The 20,820-nt window shown below is 61.2% G+C and carries 17 protein-coding genes and 3 tRNA genes; 16 read left to right on the plus strand and 4 right to left on the minus strand.

Annotated features, from left to right (window positions below):
* Positions 1-179: 179 nt before the first annotated feature.
* The 10 genes from WKV53_RS14850 (at position 180) to WKV53_RS14895 (ending at position 9,433) form a co-directional block, all read left to right on the plus strand.
* On the plus strand, positions 180-818 hold the full coding sequence (locus WKV53_RS14850) for a hypothetical protein (RefSeq protein ID WP_341405552.1): 639 nt from the start codon (positions 180-182) through the stop codon (positions 816-818).
* A gap of 1 nt (position 819) precedes the next feature.
* Entirely contained in the window at positions 820-1,752 is a 933-nt protein-coding gene (locus WKV53_RS14855; protein WP_341405554.1) for a hypothetical protein, read from the plus strand.
* Position 1,753: 1 nt separating this feature from the next.
* Positions 1,754-2,632 (plus strand): hypothetical protein, encoded by an 879-nt coding sequence (locus WKV53_RS14860; protein WP_341405556.1) that lies wholly within the window; start codon positions 1,754-1,756, stop codon positions 2,630-2,632.
* Between the two features lie 521 nt (positions 2,633-3,153).
* Positions 3,154-3,229: transfer RNA gene (locus tag WKV53_RS14865), tRNA-Glu, on the plus strand.
* 108 nt (positions 3,230-3,337) lie between these two features.
* Positions 3,338-3,412: transfer RNA gene (locus tag WKV53_RS14870), tRNA-His, on the plus strand.
* Positions 3,413-3,447: 35 nt separating this feature from the next.
* Positions 3,448-3,519, plus strand: a tRNA-Arg gene (locus WKV53_RS14875).
* Between the two features lie 320 nt (positions 3,520-3,839).
* Positions 3,840-4,349 carry a hypothetical protein gene (locus tag WKV53_RS14880; protein WP_341405558.1) on the plus strand — a complete coding sequence of 170 codons (510 nt, stop codon included), beginning with the start codon at positions 3,840-3,842 and terminating at the stop codon, positions 4,347-4,349.
* A gap of 34 nt (positions 4,350-4,383) precedes the next feature.
* Positions 4,384-4,707 carry a hypothetical protein gene (locus WKV53_RS14885; protein ID WP_341405560.1) on the plus strand — a complete coding sequence of 108 codons (324 nt, stop codon included), beginning with the start codon at positions 4,384-4,386 and terminating at the stop codon, positions 4,705-4,707.
* 74 nt (positions 4,708-4,781) lie between these two features.
* Positions 4,782-5,246: a hypothetical protein gene (locus WKV53_RS14890; RefSeq protein WP_341405561.1), complete on the plus strand. Its 465-nt coding sequence runs from the start codon at positions 4,782-4,784 to the stop codon at positions 5,244-5,246.
* Between the two features lie 416 nt (positions 5,247-5,662).
* Entirely contained in the window at positions 5,663-9,433 is a 3,771-nt protein-coding gene (locus WKV53_RS14895) for a beta strand repeat-containing protein (protein ID WP_341405562.1), read from the plus strand.
* 181 nt (positions 9,434-9,614) lie between these two features.
* On the opposite strand, the gene WKV53_RS14900 is transcribed toward WKV53_RS14895, so the two are convergent.
* Positions 9,615-9,770, minus strand: a complete 156-nt coding sequence (locus tag WKV53_RS14900) for a hypothetical protein (protein ID WP_341405563.1) — start codon at positions 9,768-9,770, stop codon at positions 9,615-9,617.
* A gap of 156 nt (positions 9,771-9,926) precedes the next feature.
* On the opposite strand from WKV53_RS14900, the gene WKV53_RS14905 reads away from it, so the two are divergent.
* The 5 genes from WKV53_RS14905 (at position 9,927) to WKV53_RS14925 (ending at position 15,542) form a co-directional block, all read left to right on the plus strand.
* Positions 9,927-13,136: a phage tail protein gene (locus WKV53_RS14905; protein WP_341405564.1), complete on the plus strand. Its 3,210-nt coding sequence runs from the start codon at positions 9,927-9,929 to the stop codon at positions 13,134-13,136.
* Positions 13,137-13,228: 92 nt separating this feature from the next.
* Entirely contained in the window at positions 13,229-13,513 is a 285-nt protein-coding gene (locus tag WKV53_RS14910; RefSeq protein WP_341405565.1) for a hypothetical protein, read from the plus strand.
* A 150-nt stretch (positions 13,514-13,663) separates the two neighbouring features.
* The gene (locus tag WKV53_RS14915; RefSeq protein ID WP_341405566.1) at positions 13,664-14,263 is read left to right on the plus strand and encodes a hypothetical protein; all 600 of its coding nucleotides are present in this window, start codon (positions 13,664-13,666) and stop codon (positions 14,261-14,263) included.
* Between the two features lie 96 nt (positions 14,264-14,359).
* On the plus strand, positions 14,360-14,953 hold the full coding sequence (locus WKV53_RS14920) for a tetratricopeptide repeat protein (protein ID WP_341405567.1): 594 nt from the start codon (positions 14,360-14,362) through the stop codon (positions 14,951-14,953).
* 94 nt (positions 14,954-15,047) lie between these two features.
* Positions 15,048-15,542 carry a hypothetical protein gene (locus tag WKV53_RS14925; RefSeq protein ID WP_341405568.1) on the plus strand — a complete coding sequence of 165 codons (495 nt, stop codon included), beginning with the start codon at positions 15,048-15,050 and terminating at the stop codon, positions 15,540-15,542.
* A 29-nt stretch (positions 15,543-15,571) separates the two neighbouring features.
* Here the strand turns inward: WKV53_RS14925 and WKV53_RS14930 are convergent, their stop codons facing one another.
* The 3 genes from WKV53_RS14930 to WKV53_RS14940 all read right to left on the minus strand — a co-directional run bounded on the left by WKV53_RS14930 (position 15,572) and on the right by WKV53_RS14940 (position 17,653).
* Positions 15,572-16,573, minus strand: a complete 1,002-nt coding sequence (locus WKV53_RS14930) for a metallophosphoesterase (RefSeq protein ID WP_341405569.1) — start codon at positions 16,571-16,573, stop codon at positions 15,572-15,574.
* A gap of 264 nt (positions 16,574-16,837) precedes the next feature.
* On the minus strand, positions 16,838-17,131 hold the full coding sequence (locus WKV53_RS14935; RefSeq protein WP_341405570.1) for an EF-hand domain-containing protein: 294 nt from the start codon (positions 17,129-17,131) through the stop codon (positions 16,838-16,840).
* Positions 17,132-17,332: 201 nt separating this feature from the next.
* Entirely contained in the window at positions 17,333-17,653 is a 321-nt protein-coding gene (locus WKV53_RS14940; protein ID WP_341405571.1) for an EF-hand domain-containing protein, read from the minus strand.
* Between the two features lie 234 nt (positions 17,654-17,887).
* On the opposite strand from WKV53_RS14940, the gene WKV53_RS14945 reads away from it, so the two are divergent.
* Positions 17,888-20,809 (plus strand): family 43 glycosylhydrolase, encoded by a 2,922-nt coding sequence (locus WKV53_RS14945; protein WP_341405572.1) that lies wholly within the window; start codon positions 17,888-17,890, stop codon positions 20,807-20,809.
* Positions 20,810-20,820: the final 11 nt, after the last annotated feature.

The following is a 20,820-nucleotide window of genomic DNA, read 5'->3' on the forward strand; positions in this document are numbered from 1 at the left end:
GCTGGAGGCCGTTTTATTTGAAGCCGCGGCTTGTGTTCAGTGGTGCTGTCTCGCCGGGAGCGCGAAGGGCAGTGGAACGGTGGGCGAAGACGTCCGCTTATCCCGGGCCGGTTCGCTTCCATTGGGAGGTGGCTGCAGATTATCTCCGCTATCCATGGAGTAATTTCCGGGCATTCCCGGTGCGCATCGTGGAGGAGCCTGGTTGCGGGCTGTGGGCGGTTCAGTTTGACGGGATGTGGGCATTTTCAAAGACCGGCGGGGAATGGGGGCCGCCTGTTCCCGTGGGAGGTCCATTTGCTGTCTGGCGCAGCGTCACCAGCGAAGTCAGGCATCAGGGAGCAGTCGCTTCCCGGATCGAAGAATTGGGAATGGCAGAGGGTGTCACGATCGAACTGCTTTCCCTGGGGGAGTTTGGTTCTGCGCATGCGGGGGATGATGAGGCGGTTAGTTCTCCGGGGGTAATTCACGACACTCCTATCCTGGATCGTGTCACGGTGTCGGAGCGCCAGGAGAAGCGGGAGCTGGTGGAAGCGGTGGCCCGCGCGATCCGCGAGGCGGTCGAGGTGCCAGCCGATCGCGATTTCGGAAGCAGGGGTTCCGGGATCGCCGTGATTCTCAGCGGCGGCGGTCAGAAGGTCGAACTGGAGTTCTGGCCTCAAGGGTATATCGGCTACGCCCATGGAGATGGCGTCGACGACCCCTACGATTGCGATGACAACCCGCGGGAGACCCGCGTTGTGATCCACTCCAAGTCGAGGGACACCTTTGATACCCTGCTCGACAGGTTCGGCGTGAAGCGGATGAAGAAAGAGAAGTGAGATGAAGAGGCGAACGGCGATTCTTTTGTTCGGTGCGCTTCTGCTCAGCATGAGTGGGTATGTGGCGTGGTGCTGGCGGCCGTTTTATGTGAAGCCGCGGCTGAAGTTTGCAGGCAACATGTCGCCGGGAAGCCGGAGGTCGGCGGAGGAGTGGAGAGGCGCTTCCAGCTATCCGGCGCCACTTGGGTTCGACTGGTCCGAGGCGTGGCAGAACCTTCAGCACCCATGGAACTGCCGGATGGCGGCGCCGGTGGAGGTGAGGGAGATCAAGGACCTCGGGCTGTGGGCGTGGGACAGCCGCCACTTCTGGGGATTCTCCAGGACCGGCGGGGAATGGGATGCCGCGACTGTCATGGATCATAGCCGGCCTTCCAAGGGCTTGTTCGGCCAATCCAAGATTTACCGGCAGGGGCAGATTGCTTCCCGCATTGATGCGATGACGGCCAATGGGGCGACCCTTGAAATCGTTTCGCTGGGGCGTGTGACGTCTCCGGATCCGCTGGAGCAGCATGTGGTGGAGGTTACGGAGCTGGGATTCCGCGTTCCCGGGATCTTCCATCACTATGAGGTGCTCGGCAGTGTCGCGGTGGTGGAGGCGGGTGAGCGACAGCATTTGTTAGATGGCCTTGCCCGTTCGATCCGTGAGGCGGATGTCGACAGCGAGCTGCCGGGGTGGGGGATCAGCCCGCGGTATGGGGTGATTCTCACCTTGGGAGAGGAGAGGGCGGAATACTTGATCAATTTTGAGAAGGGAGATGCCTATGCCTTCGGGAATGGGATCGAGGGGATTGATGGCTTTTATGGGAGTGATCCTCCGATGGGGAAGAGTCGTAGTGAGAATCTTGCGTTTTTCAGGATTAGTTCGCGTTCGATGGATGGGTTCGATAGTGTTCTTGAGAAGGGTGGTGTGAGGCGGGTGAAGCCGGAGAAATGAGATGAGGAAGCGCGCGGCCATCTTTTTGTTCGGCACGCTCTTGCTCAGCACGGGCGGGTATGTGGCGTGGTGCTGGCGGTCGTTTTACGTGAAGCCGTCTCTTGTGTTCGATTCCTCGGTATCGCCGGAGGGAAGGAAGGCGATGGAGGAGTGGAGGAATACTTCCAGCTATCCGAAGGCGCTTGAATTCAAGTGGTCTGCGGCGTGGTGGAACCTGGGCCATCCTTATGATTGCGAGAAGACGCTGCCGGTTCGGGTCGAAGAGAACGCGAATGCGGGGCTGTGGGCCCGCCACATGGTTTTCGGGTCCTGGGTGTTCTCGAAGATCGCCGGGGAATGGGATGCTTCGACAGTGGTGAAGATCCGCGGCATGGAGATGTTTCAGCAGGCGAGGCTTGCCGCCCAAATGGAAGCATGGTCAGCCGCCGGAGCGACGATCGAAATCCTTTCTCTGGGGCGTCCGGCCGGTAAGGGACACCGGGAACTTGGGGTGCCGGAGACGCAGGGTGCAAGTGCCGATGCCGCGGAAATGTATCACGGCTATCCTGTCCTGGGCCGGATCAAGGCGCTGGAAGCTCGCGAGCGGCTGGTCCTGTTAGATGACTTTACCAGATCGATTCGAGAGGCTGCGATGCCGGATGCATTTCTTCCGGAGATCCCGCGGCATGGAATCGTCTTCATCGAGGGAGAGAAGAAACATGAGTTCGCGATCTCCTTCGAGTCCGGGTATGTCTACGCCTTCGAGCCGGGCATCGAGGGCTCCGGAGTGGCCCACGGGAGGAGTGGTTCTTATTTTCAAATAACGCCGCGGGCATCGAGTGTCTTCGCTGGCTTCCTCAAGAAAAGTGGGATCGAACAGGGTGGCTTAGACAAGAAGTGATCCTTGCGTTTTTTGCATCGTGACGGCTTGGATGCCTTTCGGCTTTCGGCGATGGTCGTTGGCGGTGTCTGAGAGAGACGAGTGGTTTTGGTGGAGGGTGGCGATCGTTGGAGGTCGCTTTGTTTTGTGTGAGTGGAGGGCTTGGAGGGTGCACTCGAAAGCTGCGAATGATCGCAGCAGTCCGAGGGCAGCTGCGCCGCGGTTATTGGGCGGGTGCTGGTGGGTGTTTGTTTGCGTTTATCATGGGTCGGAAAATTCCTGGTTGACGGTTGGTGGGAGTTATGGGATCTCTTGAGGCGTTCCGATGAACCTTCGACATTCCATCATTCCGCTCCGAGAGCGACCGCGACATCAGCGGTGAGGCCTTTGATTGGCTTCGTGGTGCGATGCAGTGAAGTGTGACTATGGCGGACTTTAGCCGCCGGGATTCTCTGGAATCCGCCTGAATCCTTCTGCCAAGCGGGATTCTGCTGCCTTCGACCTCTCGCCGCTGATCGTCGTTTCCATTCCGATCTGATTTCGATCGCGTGGTGCAAAGGTCAGCATGGTGGGCTTTCAACCCGCAGATGCCGGGTTCAAGTCCCGCCGCGATCGCCATTGTTTGTTTATCTGTATCCGGCTTATCGATTCCCGTGATGGGGTGTCGAAATGCATAACTGTGTCCCTTTGTAACTTCCTCCCTCTTTCGTTTTCCCTTTTCCAATCCCGGGCGTGTTCTAACGGCAAGATCCCTGGCTGTGACCCAGGCAATGCGGGTTCGATTCCCGTCGCTCCGGACCAATTTCTTTTGATCCATTCTCAATCCATCATTCATTGCCGCGCTGGTGTAGTGGAAAGCGCACCGCCCTGCGTAGGCGGAAGCCGGGGTTCGATTCCCCGTCGCGGTACTTTCTCTTTCGTTTTCCTGTCCCTGTTCCTTTTCGTTTTCATCGGGTGTTGATGTAACCTGTTAGCATGCGTGATTTGGATTCACGTCGTCGGGGTTAAAATCCCCGGCACCCGACCAATTGCTTTTCCTTTGGATCCCCGTTAGGGTTGGCGGAGGGATCTCACCGGGTCCCTGCCGTTTACCGCAGAGGCACAGAGGAAAGGCAGGAGGTCACAGAGGAGGAAGGATACGGAGACCGGGGCTGAAGTGAATGGGGAGATTGGCGTGGGCGCCATTATCCTGCTGGAGCTTGGCCGCTTTCATTCATACGCTTCCCCAATGATTCAAGGTATCAATGCCTGGAGCTGCCTCGCCACGATGGCGGTGCTTTCGCTTTCGGCGTGTACTGGTCTCTCGCCGGAGAAGGAGGCTGTCATCACGAAGGCGCGCTTGATCCGCGACTTTCCGGTTTCCCGTGCGACCTTGCTTGCCTCGCTGGGGATCGAGAAGCCAATAGGTCAACGCTCTGAAGGCTCGATAGGCCGCAGCTGGGCATCCCACATGGAGACGTGGCAGCACGCTACCGGTCTCACGATCACCGCGTATGACCATGAATTTGTGCCAGCGATTGATCGGAAATCGATCGACGACATTCTCAATGGCCGACTGTCAGCGGCCGATCGGGATTCGATCGACGATATTATCAATGGACGGCCGCAAAAGCCGGTGGCGTTCACCAGGCAGCCGGCGGCGGCAGTAACCCTCAAGTCGTTCGATGGATTCAGCGTGAAGGATGGCCGGAAGGTTCTCTTTCAAGCGGGCGAACGAGCTCCCGATTCACAAGAGTAACTCGCGAAGACCTCCTGACAGTCTGCCAGATCTCATGCAGAAGCTCTTCACCTACGCGCTGATCTTCGGTCTTCCGATCGTGGCCTACGCGGTGTGGTTGAGGTGGCTCACGAAGCGATTGCATTTCCTGCTGCTGTTGGCGGGGATCGTGGTGACGGTGTGGCTGGCGTTGTGGCCGCTGGACTTTGCTCCGGCGTATCGGAAGGCGCTGGATCAGCCGGGTGATGCGGTGGATGCCGCCGTCAATGGATTCGTTCTGATGGGGTGGATTCCGGGGGCGATCGGGTGTTTGCCGATTCTGTTGGTGGAGATCCCGCGGAGCGTGGTGTTGCTGATGAGGAAGAGGCGAGGTGATTAGGCTATCACCCTGTCGCGGGGAGATTGGGGCTTTTCAGGTGCGTTGGATTTGCTGCAGGGTGGAGGTGCTGAGTCATGATCGCCGTTGCCATGCTTTTCGGGTTTGCGATTTTGATGCTTGGAAGCGATGTCGCGGCGATCCAAGGGGGCTGGGCGCGGCGGCTGGAGCTTCCGGGGTCGTGGTTCATTGACTATGCGCCTTGGGTGGCGCTTGCGGTGTTCGTGTTGGCGGTGATGGCGATCGTCAGGTTCAAGGTGCGGTGGCGGTGGGCTGCATTTGTCGCGGCTTACGTGCTGGGGATTTTCATCGATGGTTATCCGATGGCGCTGATGGATCAGGCCACGCGGATTCGCTTGGGCGCGCGCATGAATGAGGAGAGCCGGAAGGTTTTGGCGGCGAAGTATCCCGATCTGAAGTGGGTTTCCCCAGATTCCTCCGGTGTGTGGGTCCGGCGTGATGCTTACTCGCCGGAGCTGGCGGCATTTGTGACGGGGTTGGTGGATCATCAGGAGGAGGGAAGAGGCGGTACTGCGCACTAGCGACGCGTGCCCGGCCTCGGATGTAGGTTGCGCGAGAAGGCGAGGATGTCAGGAGCGTGGACATGCGGTTCACGCCGTGTCGACAGGATGTCGACACTCCTTAAGGGCACTCTGGCGCTGCGGGCGATGTCCGTTTGGACGACCTCGGAGAGCCTTGTACGCTCCCCGGCTGGGCTGTTGCATCCCGCGCGGTTGGCGCTTCTTTGCAGTCTCCGCGGCTTTCGGGAAAACTCCGGGAGAATATTTAGGGAACATCCGGGGGACTCGTCACACCACCTTTTCGCCGGGACCGAAACACAAAACCAAGAGCTCTCCCCGGCTGACTCCTGCGGCTGCTTCCCTACTGGACCGGATGATTTCCGGCCGGGCCGGGGCTGCGCCGTCCCTCACCAGAACCCGTTAGCGAGATTCATCGAATGAAAACCCGTGCCCTGCCATTCGTCATCGTCTGTCTGTCCGCCCACTCCGCTTCCGCGGTCAATGCCATCTGGGATGGTGGTGCCGCGACGGCGGGCTGGGGACAGGCCAACAATTGGGACCCGAACGCGATCCCGACCTTCAACAACACGCTCGATGTCTATTTCTACAAAGCGGGCACGACGACTTTCCTGACGAATTTCATCGGGGCCGGGCGGACGATCCGTTCGCTGAATTTCACGGACGATGCGGACTCGGCGGTGAGTGTGCGGCTGGTCGATGGTTCGAATGTGGCGCAGACGCTGACCTTCGATACCGATGCGGGGAGCGCGGCCATCACGGTGACGAGTGGCGCGACGGGAGCCCATACGATCGGCGACACGGGAACGGTCAATCTCAACGATCCGCTGCTGATCACGCATGATGGCACGGGCACGCTGACGATCAGCCGCCCGATCATCGAGTCGGTCTCCGGGATGAGCCTGACCAAGGGTGGCACGGGCAAGCTGGTGCTGTCCGCGGCGAACACCTACACCGGCCTGACGACGATCAACGGTGGCATCCTCCAGTGCGGTGTGCTGAATGCGCTGGGCGGCAACACGCAGGGCACGGTGGTGAATCCGGGCGGAACGCTCGACATCAATGACAAGCGCTTGCCCTTCGCCGAGACGATCTCAATCGCGGGCAATGGTGCGGGCGGGATCGGTGCGCTCTACTCGGCCACGGGCAATACGGGCGATGCGAATCACTTCGGCGGCCTGACGCTGACGGCGGATGCCTCGATCGGCGCGCCCTCCGGCGTGCGCTATGGGGTTGGCGCCAATGGCACCTCGGTGACGAGCGGTCTCTTCAAGCTGACGAAGGTGGGACTCGGCCAATTCGACCTGCGCGGGCAGGTGACGGTGGGCGATATCCTGGTGAGCGAAGGCGTTCTCCAGGCGCAGGGAGCAGCGACCTATAACACGGGCTACAATCTCACGATCAATACCGGCACGGAGTTCCGCGCCTTCGAGCTGACGAATCCCTTCGCGCGGAATATCGTGCTGAATGGCGGCAAGTTTTCCTCGACCGGTTCGCTTGCGACCGGCGACCTGGTCACCAGCCCGATCCTGATCACCGGTGCTGGCTTGCTCGATAGCTCGGGCGATGCGACTGACAAGGTGACCTTCTCCGGAAACATCACCGAGTCCGCGCCGGGCGCGAATCTGACGATCGGCGGGACGCGCCGGGTGGTACTGACCGGCACGAATAGCTACACGGGCACGACGACGGTGAATTCCACGCTGCAGGCGTCGGGAAGCTTCACGAGCAATATCAACGTGAGCCCGGCGGCCACGCTCGATGGCGAGGGCTCCACCACCGGCACGCTGACGCTGGGGAGTGCCTCGAACCTCCGCTTCGATCCGACGACGACCGGTGCGGGCCAGAATTTCCGCGCGGCGGATGTGATCGTGGCTCCGTTCGAGATCGTCAATGTGATCGCGAACTCGGCTTCATCCGGGTCGGGGATCGTGGTGCTGCATGACAACAACGGCGGGCTGGATCTGAGCAATTTCATGCTGCTGAATCCCGGCCGCGCGACGTTGGCGCTGGGTGGGGCAGGCGGGAACTCCGACCTCATCTACAATTTCCAAGCGGCCAATCTGGAGTGGCATGGCTACACGAACAGTGACTGGAGCATCGAGGACACGAACAAGAATTTCCTGAACCTGGGAACTTCGCTGCACGACGATTTCTTCACGCGGGACAACGTGGACTTCGTGAATGCAGCGACCGGGACGGTGACGCTGATCGCGAGCCTCTCGCCGGGGAATGTGGCCTTCAAGAATACGGCGGGGAATAACCTCTCGCTGGTGCCCTTTGCCTTGGAGACCTTCGAGCCAGTCTCGATTTCAAAGACATCGACCGGTGATGTGACCATCGCCTCGTCGATCATTGGCACGGGTGGCATCTCGATGACTTCGACGGCTGGTGGCACGCTATTCCTCACCGCGAACAATACCGCGACGGGTGCGATCACGGTGGATGCAGGCACGCTGCAGATCGGCAACGGCGGCACGACGGGTAGCATCGCTGCTCCGACGGTGGCGAACAATGGCAGCGTGGTGGTGAACCGGACGGACAATGTCACCATCGCCTCGCTCATCAGTGGCAGTGGCACTCTCACGCAGGCGGGGACCGGCACGGCGATCCTTTCGCAGGACAATACCTACACCGGCCTCACCACGGTCAGCGCGGGCACGCTCCAGATCGGCGCCAATGGGACCACCGGCAATCTGGCGGGCAACATCCTCGACAATGCCAATGTCGAATTCAACCGCAGCAATAACTTCAGCTACGGCGGCTCCATCACCGGCAGCGGCAGTGTGACGAAGCGGGGCCTGGGCAACATGACGCTGACGGGGACGAATACCTTCGGCGGTGGTCTGAATCTCTACAATGCCATCACGACCGCGGCGGATGCGAACGTGGGCAGCGGTCCGATCACGATGGGTCCCGGCCTTGCCAATACCAACACGCTCGCGATCGCGGGGGGCACGATCGACAATGACATCTACTTCGCGGATGCCGGCACGGGGAACAAGATCATCAATATCGCGACCGGGTTCACTGATGCGGGGCTGAGCGGCACGATTCACCTGGATGCGAATAGTGGCGTGGCCGCGGGTGTCTCGCGGATCAGCACCGACTTCGGCACGCTGGTGATTTCCGGGAAGATGACGGGCGCGGGCACCAATGGTTATTCCAAGCGGCAGAACGGCCATGTGGTGATCACGAACAACACGAATGACTACACGGGCCCGACCCACATCGTGGATGGTGGCGCGCTGGTCGTGGATGGCCGCGTGCCCGGGAATGTCTTCTTCGGCGAATTGCCGGGGGTGGGTGGCACGGGTGCGATGAATGGCACGCTCGCGGGCTCCGGCACGATCGGTGGCAATGTGAAGCTGCAGGCACCGAGCAAGCTTTCGCCTGGTGGCACCAGCGCGGCCGGTGTGCTCGCTGATACCCGTGCGACGCTCACGATCAATGGCAACCTGGAAGCGGATCAGATCGGCACGGGTGCGGGCCGCATCGTGATGCAGCTGGGTGCACCGGCGGGAACGAATGACCGCGTGAATGTGGGCGGCACGCTTTCGCTCGGTGCGGGCACGATCGGGCTGAATGAATTCACGATCACGGATGCGGGTGGTCTTGCGGCCGGTGTCTACACGCTGATCCACACGACCGGTGGCATCACCGGCACGCTGGATGCGGCGAATGTGACTGCTTCGGTGGGTGCCAGCCTGAATGGCACGCTGTCGATAAGCGGCACGGATCTCATTCTCACGGTGGCGGGTGCCAATCCGTATGCGACGTGGACGGCTACCTTCCCGACGCTGACGAATACCGCGTTTGATTTCGACTTCGACAACGATGGTATTGCGACGGGACTCGAGTGGGTGCTGGGTGGCAATCCGACGGTGAATGATACCGCGGCGATCGCGCCGACCTTCACGGGGAGTGCGGCGACGGGGATCACGATGTCCTTCAAGCGCGAGGAGGATAGCATCGGTGCGGTGACCGTGACGGTAGAGTATGGGACCACGCTGGCGACCTGGCCGGGCTCGGTGGCGATCGGCGCGGCGTCCTCCGGTCCCGATGGGAATGGCGTGACGGTAAACGTGAATGCGGTGCCGGATCCGGATAACGTGACGGTGACGATCCCGGCGAGCAATGCGGGCGGTAGCGGCAGGCTCTACGCACGGCTCAAGGCGACGATGCCGTGAGGGGTTGATTTGAATTCACGCTGATCATTTTGGCGGGCCGCTTCTAACAGGGCGGCCCGCTTTTTGTATGCGGGGCGTTTTCCCACAGCAGTCCGCTGCAATGCGCACGGATGGGCGGCGCGGGGTGCAATGCAGCCGCGCGATCACGATGCCTTCCGCTTTTCACGCGTGGGCCGGTGGCTCAGAGCTCGTGGTTCGGAGGATTCTCCTCCATTTGCTCGAGCTTTGCCTCTTCCGAGCGTGGGGTGCGGCTTAGATCGTGGAGGACATCGCAGCGGGGATCGTCGCAGTCGGTGTCCTTGTTCTGCTTGATGCCGGATTTCGGGTCTTCATTCATGGCGTTGGGATTCGGGTTGGATGCTTTCCTTCCTCGCAGGCGCGGTGCCAATCCGTCGTGGCGGTCGGCCCCTGCGCGATCAGGGGATTGTCCTTAACAGCGGGTGGCTTTTATCTTACACGGAGGTTCCTCAAACCCTCCTCTGTCTCCTCGCTCATGAATCGCCTCCTCCCTCGGCATTCACGCACGGGCCTGCCCGCGCATCGTCTTGCCTCCCGTTTCGCTGCTGCGGCCTTGTTGCTCGGTGTGGCATCGCTTCACGCTGCGGACATTACCGCCGTGACCGGCAGCTCCAGCCCGATGGACACGGTGCAGCCCGGGCTGGTGGTCCGGTCGCAATTCGTGATGACGGGTGTGTATCCGACTCCGGGGGATGGCCTTCCGGGATTGCCGCCCAATGATGGCTATCTGGGGGAGATTCATTTCTCCGCCGGTGATATCGCGATTGGCGATCCGGAGGCAGATGGCCGGCTGATCCCCGTGACGGGGAATACCGCGGTCTACTCGATCCTATTCACCCGCTACGGTGGGAATGGCGTGCAGAACTTCGCGCTGCCGGATCTCCGTGGCACGGTGCCAGTCCAGCCGGGACAGGGGAGCGGACTGACGGCGGTGACACTCGCTGGCAAATCCGGTTCGGAGAAAGTCGCGCTGGTGGCGGAGAACCTGCCGCGCCATGGCCACACGCTGCATACGCTGCAGCTCAATTTCACCGGTGAGGTGGCGACATCACCTTTCGAGAATCGCCAGTCTTCGCTGGGGCTGAATTTCCTGATCAATGGTGCTGGCGAGCTGCGGCTTTTCGCCGGTGACTTCGCTCCCTCCGGCTGGGCGCTTGCGCAGGGGCAGCTGCTTTCCATCGATGAGTATCCGGATCTCTACGCGGCGCTCGGCACGGCATGGGGTGGCGATGGTGTGTCCACCTTCGCGTTGCCGGACTTGCGCGGGCGGGTTCCCGTCGGTGCGGGCCAGGGTCCCGGGCTTACTTCGCGCACGCTCGGGCAGACCTTTGGTAGCGAGACCACGGTCCTGTCGGGGCTCAATCTACCGGCTCACACGCACGGGTATGGTGGCGCATCCACCAGCTCGTCCGGAACGTCCACGCCGATCGATACCGTGCAGCCATCGGCTGCGATTCAAATCGGTATCGTGACCTTGGGCCTGTTTCCCCAAGTGGGCCATAACGGCTACAACGGGCACACGCTCGGGGAGATCGTGATGTATGCCGGTGCGCTGCCGGCGGATGTGACGCCCGCCGATGGCCGGACGCTCCCGATCAACTCGAACAACGCGCTGCACCAAGTGGTGGGCGACGTCTATGGTGGCAATGGCCAGACCACCTTCGGCTTGCCGGATTTCCGCGGTCGCACGCCGATGGGGCGCGGCACCGGCAGTGGCCTGACGGCTCGTGCGCTGGCGGAGAAAGTGGGCGTGGAGACCCACGTGGTCACGCCGGCGGAGATGCCGGCGCACCAACACGTCATTCCCGAGACGATGGTCATTCCCAATGCGAGCTTCGAGGCGGACTTCTATGGCAACTGGCCCGGCTACGCTTCCAATAACAACAACGGCAGGATCACCGGCTGGAGCTGGAGCGGTCAGGTGGGGATCAATCCGGTGCGTGACCCGTCGCCGAGCTATCCTTTCGCAGACAACGGCGCGATTCCCGCTGGGAGCCAAGTCGCCATCGTGCAGAGCCAGAATGGAAACGAAGGCTCGATGGTCACTACCGTGGCCGGGCTGACTCCGGGGACGCGCTACACGGTGAGCTTCCGTGCGAATGCCCGCGATTATCTGGGCAGCGTGCCGGCAGCGACCTGGTCCCTGGAATGCGGGGCGAATAGTCCGGCGAAGCCTGCGGTGCCGTTCAATGTTTCACCTCGTGTGGGTGGCACCAATCCGTACTACCGTGTGACGGGCACCTTCATCGCCACCTCGTCGCTGCTGGACATCCGGCTGCGAAATCAGACGAGCGTGGACAGCACGGTGCTGCTGGATGACTTCAAGCTCACGGCCGAGGACTTCTCGTCGCCATGGCGCATCCGGCCGTGGAATGACGATGCGAGTTCCGGAGTCGGGACGGGGCAGTTCTTTAACACCGAATCCTGGGCTTATGCGTTGGGGACTCCCGTCGGCGGACTCGATCTGAACGGAGTGAGGGTAGGAGGGCTGCCATCGTCCAACCTGAATGCTCCGGGCAAGGTGAAGATCGAGGGGGCGGATTTCGGTGGTGTTTTCCAGTCCGGTTCGCAGTCCACCGTTCCTGGAAACTCGGGAGGAGCCAGCGGCACGATAGGAGACCAATTCGTGCGGGGGCAGAAGAACGTGACCATCACGCTGGATGGCCTCGTGACGGGCCAGGGCTACCGGGTCCAGGTCTTCGGCGCGGGATCCGCGTCTTCCGGGAGTTGCCTAGCGACGTTCTCGTCCGGAAACGATTCGATCGAAGTCGATGAAGGTCTCTACGGCGCGGCCCAAGGGATCCGCACCGAATACCTTTTCACCGCGGACGCCGCGACACGGGTGATCCGGGTGCAGTCGCACGATCCTAACAACACGTATCGTCTCTACGGCATCGCCCTCGACAAGACCGGCCCCGTGTTCTCCGTGGAGGAGGTGAATGGCGGGTCCGCGCAAGTGATCCCTTCGGGTGGGTCTTTCGACTTTGGATTCGTGGCGCTGCCCTTGCATTCCGTGACGAAGAATTTCCTGCTGCGCAACAGCGGTGCGGGGGGCCTGGTCGTGATATCCGTACTCGGGCCGTTCGGCTCACCGCTCCGCTTTTCCATGCAGCCGCAGTCATTCGATCTGAATGGCACCCTCGCCACCGGACAGGCTGTGCCCTTCCAAGTCACCTATGATCCCGGCTCCGGCGGTCCCGCGCAGGATTTGCTGAGGTTCTATATGGGAGGCTCTCAATTCATCGATTTCACTTTGAAAGGTGACAGTGCGCTGAGCTACGCGAACTGGTCCGCGGGACAATTCCCGGGCAATCCCGGCAATGCGGCGGGCACCGCCGATCCGGATCGGGATGGCCTGCCGAACTTGCTAGAATACTCGCTCCGTGGGGACCCGAAGGCCTTCACGTCTGCTCGCCTCGGTCAGCCGTCCGCCCCGAATGCGGGCATGCGGAGGCTGAGCTTTCCCTATCACCCGAGCATCGTGGATGTGACGTGGACGCTGCAGTACAGCGCGAATCTCTCGGGCTGGACGGATGTGTATCGCTACCAGCGTGCGACGGGCGGGACTGCGTTGCTTCCCGGTGTGACCGGTGCGGCGAATGCGGGTGCGCAGATGATTGATGTGAATGTGCCGGATGGGGCGCTGTTCCAAGGGAAGGGGTTTTGGCGGGTGAAGGCGGAGTAGGGATATGGCGGATAGGTGTGTCGGACTGACAATTTTCCGGACAGGGGGAGTTCTTTGGGTAGCGCGCCGGAAGGCGGCGAGCTGTCATTGTGATGAATCAATCCCTCTATGAGCGGTCGGCCAGGGTTGGCTGCTTTTCGCTCCTGTCCCTCGGGTGTCTGGTGATGTTCGCGCTGTGCTCGAGTCCGAGCGAGTATGTGCCGCTCAAGAGGAATCCCGATGGGAGTCCGGTGGTGGATGCTGCAGGGGACTATGTCACGGACGTGAGCTGGAGATCCGAGCTGGTCAATGCGATGCCGCTGATCCTGACGGTCTCGGTGAGTGCGTTTTTCCTGATTCTTGCGGTGAGGGCGGCGGTGAGGAATCTTCCTCGGTGAGCCGGAGAAGGGCGCTTCATTTGGCGATGATGGTTCGCTAGGCTGAGGCCGGAATCGTCGTATGCTGCAATTCATCCACCTCGCTGACGAAGCAGATGGCCGTTCCCGGGAGTGATGAATGGGAGTTCTCTATCTGGCACCTCTTGATTCATGAATGCGCTTTTCATCGTCGCTGCGGTTTTCGTCTTTCTCTTGTGTCCGGCAGCCTTGGCCGGGAATTCCAAGGAGGTGCCGGACAGTGACTCTCCGGGTGGTGACTATGCGGCACGTGTGGAACCGCCGGCCAACGAGATCGATGACGTGGACCACCTGAGCATCTACCGGAAGGCGACGGGCGAGGTGATCGCGCGGGTGGCGCTCGGTGGCTACGCGCGCTATCCGATGGCGGCCGATTCGATGAACCTGCGGCTCTTGTGGTCGCCGGATTCGAAACACCTGGCGGTGATGGGTCGGACGACGAAACGCTCTTGGGAGGTTTCCGTCTATGCCATCGGCAAGGGTGCGACCAAGGTCAAGCTTCCCAGCGCGACGGAGAAGGCGCTGAAGTTGCTATCGGCAAAGGAGATCGATCGTGTCTCGCGCGAGACGCCGGTGAAGTGGCTCGACAATGACAGGCTGCTGCTGCGGGCTGCGGGGGACACGACCGTCGGAGGGGAGTTGATTTGGTACGAGGTCGATGTGACTTTCTCGATGAAGGGTGGCAAGATTACCGGGGCGAAGCTCATTGAGAAAAGGTCCCGTGAGGGCTAACAGGGGAGGTATCGCGAGGATTTTTGGGAGTCGATTGCAGCGGACATCCGCAACTCTCAGACGGTGGTGGCGTTGATTCCATGGCTTGCCATGAAGATGATCCGGATATCTGCTGTCTTGTCGTTGTTGTTCGCTGGCGTGCTGTGCGCTGACCCTGCGGCTGAAGTGCCGGCTGCTGAAGGCGTGCACGCGAAGGTGGATGCGCTGATGAAGGCACAGCGGGCGGATGAGGCGGTGGTCTTGCTTGAGGCGGCGCTGAAGGATCATCCCGATGATGTTGAGGCGCTCAGGAAGCTGGGATCCATTTATGCGATGGTGCTCAGGCAGCCGGAGAAAGGTGCGCTGCTGCTGGAGAAGGGGGCCAAGACGGGGGACAAGAAGAGCCTGCAAGCCCTGGCGCTGACCCAGCTCTCGATGCAGGACGACAAGGGGATGCTCGCGTACAAGAAGCTGTATGTGGACAATTACGAGAACCTGGGCGGAGCGCGGGTGGTGTGCTTCTACATCGCCGGGCAGGAAAGGGATGGAGGTCTCTTCAATCAGCTTCTACTAAAGACTCCCTGGGACGATATCGAGAAGGACAAGAACCTCAGCATGATGATCGCGAAAACGGCGAAGCGGCTTGTGGAGAATGACCGGGTCGAGGGAGCTGACGCTCCCGAGGGGAAGGCGGATGGTGAAGGGAAGTAGCATCCGGAGCCGGGTCCAAGCCCTCGGTAACAAGGAGAGCTTGGCGCTTTGGTCTTGGTGCTAGGAAGCTGGGGTGGTATGCCAATCGGGAGGCATGCACCGGTTGTTCCAGGTAGTCGTTCTAGGGTTCGCCGTGTTTGTGGCTGGCCCGGTGCGAGCCTTCTCGGAGATACCGCCCGAGGACTACTTGTTCTTCAGCGTGAAGAGTTTCCGGATCGTCCTGATAGAAGTCGATAGCGTCAAAGTCGACCTCGCCGGGAATAAGAATGGAATTGAAGTTCATAACGTGACTGTCGCTGGCAAGCGGATCGAGACCATCCGGGGAAACGACACAGGGCTTCAGTTTAGCAATCAGAGCCCGGAGTTGAGAGTCAGCAAGTATGAGGAGGCACGGCGGTCCTTTTCCGAGGGGCAGGTCGAGATGCTTCTGATCAAGAAGCCGCACCTCGGATCACAGTGCAAGAAGGGCCATCGTTATCTGGTGATCTTTGAAGGAAATGACCCGATCTACTTCGAAGTCTCCAAGGACGACGATGGATGGAGGAAGAAGATGCTCGAAAACGAGAAGCGCTGGAACGAGCAGAAGTAGTTCGGCGGGGGAACCGACGATCTTGAAACTCACGCCTTCAGCACTGTCGTCTTTCCTAACAGGTCCCGCTCGTAGGCGTGGATGCGTTGGCCTTCGGGGTTGATGAATTGGACGGTCATCTTTTCGTCGGTGACGTGGATGTGATTGAAGCCGCGGGTTTGCATGGAGAAGCCTCGGCCGGTGCCGATGACTTCGTAGCGGCTGGCACCGCCGCCGCCGGAGATGACGAAGTCGGGGGAGAAGCCTTCGACCTGGAGGTGCTGGAGATTGTGATCGTGGCCGGAGATGTAGAGGGAGACGCGCTTGTCGCGGAGGTAGGGTTCCCATTGGGCGAGGAGCTTCTCGCCTTGCTTGTCGCCGCGGTCCTTGGTCTCGGAGAAGATGGGGAAGTGAGAGACCATCCATAGCCACTTGGCGTTGGTGGGCTTGGCCATTTCGGCTTCGAGCCAGCGGTGCTGGGCGAGCTTTTCCTGTGGGGTGAGGGCGCCTTCGAAATTGTTGCCGTCGAGGTAGATGACTTTGACGAGCGGCTGGCCCTTCGGGCCGAGTTCGAAGGCGTGCCACTTGGCAGGCATCTTCCAGCGGGATGAGGGATCTTCGCGGGTGCGGGCGAGCTGGTAGTCGGCCTTGGTCCGGCCTTGCTTGGAATCGTACTGCGGGCCGTAGTCGTGATTGCCGAGCAGGGCGTAGAAGGGGCAGTCGAAGTCCTTCTTGGGATACATGCCGGAGAAGCGCGCGGCGAATTGCTCGGGCATGAAGTTGCCGTAGAAGTTATCGCCGAGGGCGAGGACGCAGGAGAGCGGGCGGCCGAGGGACTTGGTGAATTTCGCCATCTGGGTGGCGACCAGGCGTTGGTTCTCGTTGTTGGTGCCGTAGTCGCCGACGGCGAGGAGGTCGAGGCCGCCGGGGGAGAACTTTGTTTCGGGCTCTGCTGCGCCGAGTCTGCCCATCAGGCCGCCGGTGATGAGGTTCGAACTGAAGAGGAGAGTGGTCTTCAGGGCATCGCGGCGGGTGATGGCAGGGCGGGTCATGAGTGAGGTGAGGAGTGGGAAATAGAGCAGGTTTTACGGGGGATGGGGAGGCGATTTTGCGTCGGGAATGAGCGAAGATGAGGGCGGTGTGCGAGAGGGCTGTGGGTGGATTCGCGAGGGTGGGGAGAGGTTCGGTCCTTTCCCATCTCGCTGCCCTTCAGGCCGCCGGTCCTCACGTAACAAAAACCCCGGCCGATGGCCGGGGCTGAGGACTTGTCGCACCTTTGGTGCTGAAGAGGAGTAGCGCTCAGGGGCGCTTTGAAGTCACTCGGTCGCTTTCTTGTGCTTCTTTTTCGGGACTGCGGTGAACTCGGCGAAGGTGAGCTTGCCGTCGTTGTTCTTGTCCTTGCGGCCGAAGATCTTGTCGGCCTTGGCGGCTTCGCGGCCGCCTTTTTCGAATTCGTCCTTGGAGAGCAGGCTATCGTGATCCTTGTCCTTGCGTTTGAAGATCTTGGCGGGGTCGGCCTTTTTCTTCGGTGCGGTGCCATCGGGCGCGGCGGTGGCGAAGGGCATGGAGAGCGCGAAGGCGAGCGCGATCAGGGTGCTGGTGGCTTTCATGGTGATGACTGATGACTGATGATTGTTGGTTGAAGTGAAAGGGATGGGGCGGACGCGTTTGCGTCGGGGAAGGGAGAGAGCCGGAACGGACCCTCCGGCGGGGCAGCCCGGGAATAACCCATAACCGGGCCGCCCCTTGGAGATCCACGACGTCGCGATCGCCATGTATGAATGGGTGTTGCAAGTTGCGCCGGGTGTTCCTCAGAGGCCGAGCATTTCCTCGATCTCGGACTTGGAGAGCGAGCGGTCGCCGTTCTTGTTGTATTGGTCGAATTTCTTGCCGGCGGCGTCCTGGTCGGTCTCGCCGGCGACGAACTCGTCGCGGCTGAGGGAGCCGTCCTTGTTGGAGTCCTTGCGGTGCATGTACTCCTGGATGGCGTCGCGTTTTTTCTCGCGGGCCTTTTTTTCCTCGGCCTCGCGCTTGTCAGCGGCCTTGTCGCGCTTCGGCGGGGCGAGGCGGGGCCGGGCGTCCACGGACGTGACCAGCGAGGCGATGATGAGAACGATCGGGATGGCTTTCATGGGGTCGAACGATGGGTAGGAGGCCAAGATTCGATTTCGCGAGGGCGCGAGGTGTTCTGGAATGGGTAGCGGCGTGTGGGCGGGCTCTTGTTTGAAATCCGGGATTCGAAAGTTGGGATTTCGAATCACCGGGGAAACCCGCCGGGGATTTGCCAGTTGCGCGAGGAATGTCATGATTCTGGCGGTACACTTCCTCCTTTGGCGAAATCCCCGGTCATGCCTTTGCCGAAACCCTTGTCCTTCGCACTCCTAGCGCTTGCCGCGGCGCCGCTTCCTGCCCTCGCGTGGCAGGCTGCGCCGGGCTCGATGCTGACGGAGTGGGGCGAGAAGCTGACCCCGGACACCGCCTGGCGCGAGTATCCGCGGCCCGAGCTGGCCCGCGAGCAGTGGGTGAATCTCAATGGGCTGTGGAGCTATGCGATCTCGCCGAAGGAGGCGACGGCGGCGCCCGAGTCAGCGGGTGAGATTCTGGTGCCATTCGCGATCGAGTCGTCGCTGTCCGGCGTGAAGAAGCGGATCACGGCGAATGACGCGATCTGGTATCGGCGCGAGTTCGAGCTCACGCCGACGGCGGGCAAGCGGGTGGTGCTGAATTTCGAGGCGGTGGATTACCAGTGCAGCGTGCGCGTGAATGGCACGGAGGTGGGCAGCCATACCGGTGGCAATCTGCCGTTTTCCTTCGACATCACGAAGGCGCTCAAGCCGGGCAAGAACACGCTGGAGCTGAAGGTGACCGATGGGACCGACAGCGGCTATCAGCTGCACGGCAAGCAGGTCAACGAGCCGCACGGGATCTGGTATACGCCGGTCAGCGGGATCTGGCAGACGGTGTGGCTGGAGGAGGTGGCGGAGAATCACATCACCGCGGTGAAGATCACGCCGTCGGTGTCCGGGAAGGTGGAGATTGCTCTAACAACCTCGGGTCCAGTCGCCGAGGCGAGCGTGGTGGCGTCGCTGAATGGCAAGGAGGTCTCAAGCGTCAGCGGGCCGTCTAACAAGATCTCCTTCACGATCCCCTCGCCGAAGCTGTGGTCGCCGGATTCGCCGACGCTCTACGATCTGGCGATCACGCTGGGCGAGGACAAGGTGAAGTCCTACACGGGCATCCGCGAGACGACGGTGGCGAAGGACGCGGATGGCAACCTGCGCTTCAACCTGAATGGCAAGCCGATCTTCCACTGGGGCACACTGGATCAGGGCTGGTGGCCGGATGGCCTGCTCACGCCGCCGTCGGAGGCAGCGATGCAGTCGGACATCGATTTCCTGAAGGCGGCGGGTTTCAATACGATCCGCAAGCACATCAAGGTGGAGCCGCGGCGCTACTACGCGTATTGCGATCGGATCGGGATGCTGGTGTGGCAGGATCAGGTTTCCTCCGGAACCGGTGGCGGGCGGAAGAAGGAAGGTTCCAGCAGCCCGCCGTGGACGCGGCTCGGGCCGGACCCCGTGGATGCGACGTGGCCGGATGCGGCGCATGAGCAATACATGGCGGAGCTGAAGGGGATGATCGATCATCTCTACAGCCACCCGGCGATCGTGACGTGGGTGCCTTTCAATGAAGCGTGGGGGCAGCATCGGACGATGGAGGTGGGCAAGTGGATCGTGCCGTATGATCCGACGCGGCAGGTCAATATCGCGTCCGGTGGGAATTGGTGGCCGGTGGGGAATATCGTGGATGAGCATCGCTATCCGGATCCCGGATTTCCTTTCAAGCAGGCGGAGCGATTCGATGGGTATGTGAAGGTGGTCGGCGAATTCGGCGGGCACGGCTTTCCGGTGGAGGGTCACCTGTGGGATCCGAATGCGCGGAACTGGGGCTATGGCGGACTGCCGAAGGACAAGGACGAGTGGCTGGAGCGGTATAAGAAATCGATCCGCGTGCTTGCCGACCTGAAGTCGCAGGGCGTTGCCGCTGGTATCTACACGCAGACCACGGATGTGGAGGGTGAGATCAACGGGCTGATCACGTATGATCGCAAGGTTCGCAAGCTGACGCCGGAAGCGCTGGCGGCGATTCATCGAGGAGCGGGCTTGATCGATGGTGGCCGCAAGTCTGCGGCACGACGCGAGGAAGGCAGCACCGGTGAGAACTTCCCATCGCCGAAGCCGGCGCCGGTACAGCCCGCGATGTCGCGTGCGGAAATCGAGGCGGGGCTCGCGAGCCATGACAAGGCGATCTACATCAAGGAAGGCTGGATCCGTGATCCCTACATCACGCTGGGGCCGGACGATCTCTACTATCTAACGGGGACGACGCCGAATCCGAATGATCCGCGCGAGAAGAGCGATCCGTATAACGTGGGCCTGGGTGACAACTCGATCGTGGGCAGCGTGGTGCAGGTGTGGCGGAGCAAGGATCTGGTGGAGTGGGAGTATCTCGGCACGCCTTTCACGCTGAAGGATGGCATGCGGATGAGGCCCGGGAAATTCGTGTGGGCGCCTGAGCTTCACTGGATGGGGGATCGCTGGGCGCTGGTGCATTGCCCCGCTGCGAGTGCGAATTTTTCGCTGACGGAAGGGAAGGATCTCAAGGGGCCGTGGACGAACCCGATGAAGCCGGGCAAGCTCGGCGAGAAGCATGATCCCTCGCTCTTCAAGGATGGGGACACGTGGTGGATGCTGTGGCAGAACACGCTGATCGCGCCGCTGTCGAAGGATCTCGCCAGCTTCACCGCGGAGCCGGTGCGGATCGATCCCTCGGGCAGCCGGCCGGGGCCGAAGGGCGAGCCGATCAGCAGGATCGGCCATGAGGGCGCGACGATGATCAAGGTGGGCGACAAGTATGTGCACATCGGCACGGCGTGGTCGACCGACAAGGGGCGCAAGGGTTCCTACAATCTCTACTACTGCTCCGCCGACAAGATCACGGGGCCATATGGTCCGCGGAAATTCGCCGGGCGTTTCCTGGGTCACGGGACGCCATTCCAGACGCGCGATGGCAAGTGGTGGTGCACGGCATTCTTCAATGGCAATGTGCCACCGCTGTCGCGCGAGGGGATCGAGAAGCGTGACCTAGGTTCCGATGCGCAGACCATCAATCAACGCGGCGTGACGCTGGTGCCGCTGGAGGTCGGGATGAAAGATGGCGATGTTTCGATCCGTGCCATTGATCCGGCCTATGGCACGCCTGGTCCCGATGAAGCCCAGAAGTTCTGATCTGTTTTTCC

The organism is Luteolibacter sp. Y139 (assembly GCF_038066715.1).
Lineage (GTDB): Bacteria > Verrucomicrobiota > Verrucomicrobiia > Verrucomicrobiales > Akkermansiaceae > Haloferula > Haloferula soli.

Bases quoted from the DNA above. Each gene is read 5' to 3' on its own strand.
- WKV53_RS14855 (WP_341405554.1), top strand. From the start codon at position 820: ATGAAGAGGCGAACGGCGATTCTTTTGTTCGGTGCGCTTCTGCTCAGC.
- WKV53_RS14860 (WP_341405556.1), top strand. From the start codon at position 1,754: ATGAGGAAGCGCGCGGCCATCTTTTTGTTCGGCACGCTCTTGCTCAGC.
- WKV53_RS14880 (WP_341405558.1), top strand. From the start codon at position 3,840: ATGATTCAAGGTATCAATGCCTGGAGCTGCCTCGCCACGATGGCGGTG.
- WKV53_RS14885 (WP_341405560.1), top strand. From the start codon at position 4,384: ATGCAGAAGCTCTTCACCTACGCGCTGATCTTCGGTCTTCCGATCGTG.
- WKV53_RS14890 (WP_341405561.1), top strand. From the start codon at position 4,782: ATGATCGCCGTTGCCATGCTTTTCGGGTTTGCGATTTTGATGCTTGGA.
- WKV53_RS14895 (WP_341405562.1), top strand. From the start codon at position 5,663: ATGAAAACCCGTGCCCTGCCATTCGTCATCGTCTGTCTGTCCGCCCAC.
- WKV53_RS14900 (WP_341405563.1), bottom strand. From the start codon at position 9,770: ATGAATGAAGACCCGAAATCCGGCATCAAGCAGAACAAGGACACCGAC.
- WKV53_RS14905 (WP_341405564.1), top strand. From the start codon at position 9,927: ATGAATCGCCTCCTCCCTCGGCATTCACGCACGGGCCTGCCCGCGCAT.
- WKV53_RS14910 (WP_341405565.1), top strand. From the start codon at position 13,229: ATGAATCAATCCCTCTATGAGCGGTCGGCCAGGGTTGGCTGCTTTTCG.
- WKV53_RS14915 (WP_341405566.1), top strand. From the start codon at position 13,664: ATGAATGCGCTTTTCATCGTCGCTGCGGTTTTCGTCTTTCTCTTGTGT.
- WKV53_RS14920 (WP_341405567.1), top strand. From the start codon at position 14,360: ATGATCCGGATATCTGCTGTCTTGTCGTTGTTGTTCGCTGGCGTGCTG.
- WKV53_RS14925 (WP_341405568.1), top strand. From the start codon at position 15,048: ATGCACCGGTTGTTCCAGGTAGTCGTTCTAGGGTTCGCCGTGTTTGTG.
- WKV53_RS14930 (WP_341405569.1), bottom strand. From the start codon at position 16,573: ATGACCCGCCCTGCCATCACCCGCCGCGATGCCCTGAAGACCACTCTC.
- WKV53_RS14935 (WP_341405570.1), bottom strand. From the start codon at position 17,131: ATGAAAGCCACCAGCACCCTGATCGCGCTCGCCTTCGCGCTCTCCATG.
- WKV53_RS14940 (WP_341405571.1), bottom strand. From the start codon at position 17,653: ATGAAAGCCATCCCGATCGTTCTCATCATCGCCTCGCTGGTCACGTCC.